At 76.0% G+C, this 4,459-nt stretch carries 6 protein-coding genes; 2 read left to right on the forward strand and 4 right to left on the reverse strand.

Translation table 11 applies throughout. The features are described 5' to 3' along the window. Nucleotides 1-983, reverse strand: a 983-nt coding sequence (locus tag G6556_RS17400) for an SDR family NAD(P)-dependent oxidoreductase (RefSeq protein WP_166944201.1), incomplete at its 3' end; no start/stop codon positions are given. Nucleotides 984-1,066: 83 nt separating this feature from the next. Here G6556_RS17400 and G6556_RS17405 point away from each other — a divergent pair. Then, entirely contained in the window at nucleotides 1,067-1,606 is a 540-nt protein-coding gene (locus G6556_RS17405; RefSeq protein WP_166944203.1) for a TetR family transcriptional regulator, read from the forward strand. A gap of 228 nt (nucleotides 1,607-1,834) precedes the next feature. On the opposite strand, the gene G6556_RS17410 is transcribed toward G6556_RS17405, so the two are convergent. Then, nucleotides 1,835-2,524 carry an SDR family oxidoreductase gene (locus tag G6556_RS17410; protein ID WP_166944205.1) on the reverse strand — a complete coding sequence of 230 codons (690 nt, stop codon included), beginning with the start codon at nucleotides 2,522-2,524 and terminating at the stop codon, nucleotides 1,835-1,837. Between the two features lie 73 nt (nucleotides 2,525-2,597). On the opposite strand from G6556_RS17410, the gene G6556_RS17415 reads away from it, so the two are divergent. Continuing rightward, complete coding sequence (locus tag G6556_RS17415) at nucleotides 2,598-2,990, forward strand: MerR family transcriptional regulator (RefSeq protein ID WP_166944207.1); 393 nt, start codon at nucleotides 2,598-2,600, stop codon at nucleotides 2,988-2,990. A gap of 183 nt (nucleotides 2,991-3,173) precedes the next feature. Here G6556_RS17415 and G6556_RS17420 read toward each other — a convergent pair whose 3' ends face one another. Next, entirely contained in the window at nucleotides 3,174-3,752 is a 579-nt protein-coding gene (locus G6556_RS17420; RefSeq protein WP_166944209.1) for a GNAT family N-acetyltransferase, read from the reverse strand. A 62-nt stretch (nucleotides 3,753-3,814) separates the two neighbouring features. Then, complete coding sequence (locus G6556_RS17425) at nucleotides 3,815-4,261, reverse strand: HNH endonuclease signature motif containing protein (RefSeq protein ID WP_346774971.1); 447 nt, start codon at nucleotides 4,259-4,261, stop codon at nucleotides 3,815-3,817. Between the last annotated feature and the right edge of the window lie 198 nt (nucleotides 4,262-4,459).

A 4,459-nucleotide genomic window follows, 5' to 3' on the forward strand; every position in this document is an offset into this window, starting at 1 on the left:
CAGGGCCGGAGCTCGACCCCCGCGAGGTGCTCGACCCGCTCCCAGACGCGGCGCGCGACCTCCGCGCCGGGGTCCGCGGTCCGCGCCGGCGTGGGCACCCGCACCGGCAGGCCCCGCATCCCCTCCCGCGGCGCGAGGTAGTCGCCGCCCCGCACGCCCGGGTCGGTCATGGCGCGCACGGCCGGCCAGGCCGCGGCGTCCTTGCCCTGCGCCCAGGGCGTGTACGGGTTGCGCCGGTAGGGCGTCGTCGCGTCCCGGATGCCGGGGCGGTGCGGCGTGCGCGCATCCACACCTACGCCGGGGTGCGTGACCACCGACGCGACCGGGCGGCCCGCCGCGCGCAGCCGCCGGTCGAGCTCGAACGCGAGCACCTCCGTCACGGCCTTCGCCCGGGTGTACGCGACGATGCCGAGCCGCGGGACCCGGGCCACGTCGTCGACCGCCGGCCGGAACCGCGCGACGAAGCCCGTCGAGGCGTGCACCACGCGCCCCTCGCCGCCGGTCGAGGCGGCCGTGGAGACGAGCGCCGGGAGGATCCCCGCCAGCAGGCGCACATGCCCGAGCACGTGGGTGCCCAGCAGCAGCGGGTGGCCGTCGGACGTGCGGGCGCGGGCGCTCATCGACATCGCCCCGCCGTTGAGGAACACCCCGTCGAGCCGCGGGAGCGCCGTGAGCTCCGCCACCGCGTCGTCCACCGCCCGCAGCGAGCCGAGCTCCAGCGCGACCGTCCGGACCTGCGCCTCGGGCGTCCGAGCGAGGATCGAGGCGCGGGCCGCCGCGAGCCGGGCCGGCGAGCGGGACGCCAGCACGACGTCGGCTCCCGCCGCCGCGAGCTGTTCCGCGGCGAAGTACCCGATCCCGGCGGTGGCGCCCGTGACCACGACGGTGCGGCCGTCCTGGCGGGGCGGGTGCGCGGGGTCCCAGGGGGCGTCGTCGGTCCCGGTGCTGCTGCTGCCGGTGCTCGTGCTGCTGGTCGCGGTCATGTCGTCCTCGTCTCGAAGTGGATAGGTCATCCGGTACCAGCACCGTACCGGATGGACCATCCACTTCGGGTAGCATCGGCCGCATGCCGCCGCTCCGCTCCGACGCCGCCCGCAGTCGCGAGCGCATCCTCGCCGCAGCCGCCGGTCGGGACCGCGGCGCGCTCCGGCTGAACGACGTCGCCCGGGACGCCGGGGTCGGCGTCGGCACCGTGTACCGGCACTTCCCGACGGTCGAGGCCCTCGTCGAGGAGCTCACCGCCGGCACCGTGCGCCGGGCGCTCGACACCGCGCGGGCCGCCCTGGCCGACGACGACCCCGCCGCCGCGTTCCAGGCGTTCCTGTCGGGGATGCTCGACCTGCTGCTGGCGGACGAGGGGCTGCAGCAGGTGCTCCTCGCTGCCGACGACTCCTCCCCCGAGGTCCGCGACGCCAAGGCCGAGCTGACCCGGACGGCCGCCACCCTGCTCGACCGTGCGCAGCGCGCCGGCGCCGTCCGGGCGGACCTGACCCTCGAGCAGCTCATGCACCTGGTGTGCGGGTTCGAGCACGCGGTCCGGCTCGGCTCCCCGGAGGACCGCGGGACCGTCGCCGCCGTCTTCCGGGCCGGGCTGCGACCGGAGTAGGACGGGCGTCCGCGCGTCCCCGGGCGTCAGCGGCGCGCGGCGGTGGGGGCTCTGCCAGCAGGACGCCGGCCGGCCCGGGCGCCAGCAGGCCCGGGCGCCGGCCGACCCGGGCGCCGACAGGCCCGGGCGTGGGGTCTGCCGACGCCACGCCGGCCGGCGCCCCCACGGGGATCGTCGGCCGGCGGGCGGCTCGTGCGCGGCTCGCGGGAGGCGCGTACGGGCGGCCGATCAGGCCGGGAGGAAGCGCGCGTAGAACGCGCGCGGGTCCTCGGCCAGCGACGCCTTCACCATCGCGCTCCAGTCGTCGACGACGACCTCGAGGTCGCCGGCCGCCACGGCGTCCAGGGTGCGGCGGACGACCACGGCGGGGTCGGTCTTCGGGCCGTCGAGGCCCGCGGCCATGTCGGTGTCCGCGAGGCCCAGGTGCACCGAGGTCACCCGAGTGCCCTGACCCGCCAGCTCGAGCCGCAGCGCGTTGCTCATGTTCCAGTTCGCGGCCTTCGACACCGCGTACGCGCCCGCGCCAGGGGCGGCGAACCAGGACAGCGCCGAGGCGACGTTGACCACCGCCCCGCCGCCGTTCGCCGCCAGGACCGGGGCGAACGCACGGACCATGGAGAGCGTCCCCCAGAAGTTGACGTCCATCTCGGCTCGCACACCCGCCAGGTCACCGAGCAGCGTCGAGCCGGTCGAGACGCCGGCGTTGTTGATCAGCAGGTCCACGTCGGCGGCCAGCGCGGCGGCGGCCTTGACCGCGTCGGGGTCGGTGATGTCGAGCGCGAGCGGCCGGACGCCCGGCAGGTCGATCGTGGCGGGCTCGCGCGCGGCGGCGTAGACCGTCGCGCCCCGGGCGAGCAGCTCGGTGGCGAAGTGGCGGCCGAGGCCACGGTTGGCCCCGGTGATCAGTGCGGTTGTCATGTCTGGCACGCTAGGACCTGACGTCGACGTCAGGGTCAAGCCCGCGTCGCGGAGCCGAGGACAGGGAGGCCGGGTGCGCATCGGAGAGGTCGCCGCGGAGGCGGGCGTCAGCGTGCGAGCGCTGCGCTACTACGAGGAGCAGGGGCTGCTGGACGCCGAGCGCACCGCGAGCGGTCAGCGCCGGTACCCGCCGGGCGCCGTCGACCGGGTCCGGTTCATCCAGAGCCTCTACGCGGCGGGGCTCGGCAGCAAGGCGGTGCTGCGGATCCTGCCGTGCATGGACCGCGGCGTGCTCACCGACGACATGTACGAGCGGCTGCTGGCCGAGCGCGCCCGCGTGCAGGCGCAGCTCGACGACCTGACGGCGACCCGCGACAAGCTCGACGACGTGATCCGGCTCAGCGAGGCGCACCGCCCCGGCCGGGCGCACCACGCCGGGGCCGACGCCTGCGCGACCGCCTCGTGACGGGCCGGCGGCCGTAGGGGCTCGTGACGGGCCGGCGGCCGTAGCGGCTCGTAAGGGACCGGCGGCCGTAGCGGCTCCTGAGGGACCGGCGGCCGTCACGGCTCGTGACGGACCCGCGGCCCTAGCGGCTCGTGACGGACCCGCGGCCCTAGCGGCTCGTGACGGACCCGCGGCCGTAGCGCTCTACGCCGGTGCGACGGTCGTGCGCATCACTGTCTTGCTCGTCCCGATGTGCCGCTCGAACACGAACCCGGCCTCCTCGAACATGCCGCGCGTGACGTTGTGCAGGAACGAGGACGAGACCCGCTTGCCGGTCGGCGGCTCGTTCGGGAACGACACCACCTCGCCCCCGCCGGCCTGCGCGATGAGGTCCAGCGCACCGCGCAGCGCCTCCAGCGCCACGCCCTGCCGGCGGTGGTCGCGGTCGACGAAGAAGCAGGTGATCCGCCACGGCGCCGGGTGGGTCTCCTCGGCGTCGTACTGCTTGCGGTGGTAGATCCGGGGCAGCTCGTCCGGGCTGCCGTACTGGCACCACGCGATCGCCTGGTCGCCGTCGAACACGAGCGCGGCGTGCGCGACGCCCTCGGCCACCAGCCGCCGCTTGAACTCCGGCCCGTCGTGGTCGGCCTTCGTCGTCGTGGGCGTGTCACCGTGGAAGTAGCTGCACCAGCAGCCGCCCCAGACCCCGTTGTGCTTCGCAGCGAGCGCGCGCCAGGCGGGGTACGTCTCCGGCGTCAGCGGCTTGATGACGTGGTCGGCCATGGGGCGATCCTGCTCCCGCTGCGAGCCTGAGGGAAGGAAGTTGCACGAGCGGCCGCCACGCCTCAGAACGGTGGGGGTTCGTCGTGGGGGTCGGTGGTGGCGTCATGGGTGTCCCCGGTCCCGGGCCGGGTGAGGTACCGGTGCCCGGCGGGGGTGATCCACTCGAACAGCCCCGCCTCGATCTGGCGCAGCCGGAACCCGCCGTCGGTCTTGAGGCGGTGGTGCCGGCGACACAGGGGTCCGAGGTTGTCCGCGTCGGTCCGGCCCACGGGTGCGTCGGGGTCGGTGCCGGGCTGGGGGTGGAACTCCGTGGTGTGGTCCAGGTCGCAGCGCCGGGCCGGGACCAGGCACCCGGGCGCCGCACAGGTCCCGTCGCGGGTCCGTACGAACTCGTCGAGCGCCGCCGGAGGTCGGTAGCGGTCGCGTCCGACGTCCAGGACCTGACCGCTCACCGGGTCGGTGACCACCCGCTGCCAGACGCCGCCCGCGGCCAGGGCTCGGGCGGTCACGGCGTCGACGGGTCCGTACCCGTCGAGGTGAGCGGGCTGGTCGTCCAGGCCGATCAGGGTGGAGGCGGCGATGGTGACCCGGACCTCCGCGCCCGGACGCCCCGAGCATCGCGCGCAGCCGCGGGGCGCAGCAGCCGGCGCGGCGGCCGTGGAGGCGGTCGGAGCGGGTGCGGCGGCGGATGTGGGCTCACCGGAGGG

Origin of the sequence: Cellulomonas sp. IC4_254, assembly GCF_011603975.1 — a bacterium.
Taxonomy (GTDB): Bacteria; Actinomycetota; Actinomycetes; order Actinomycetales; family Cellulomonadaceae; genus Cellulomonas.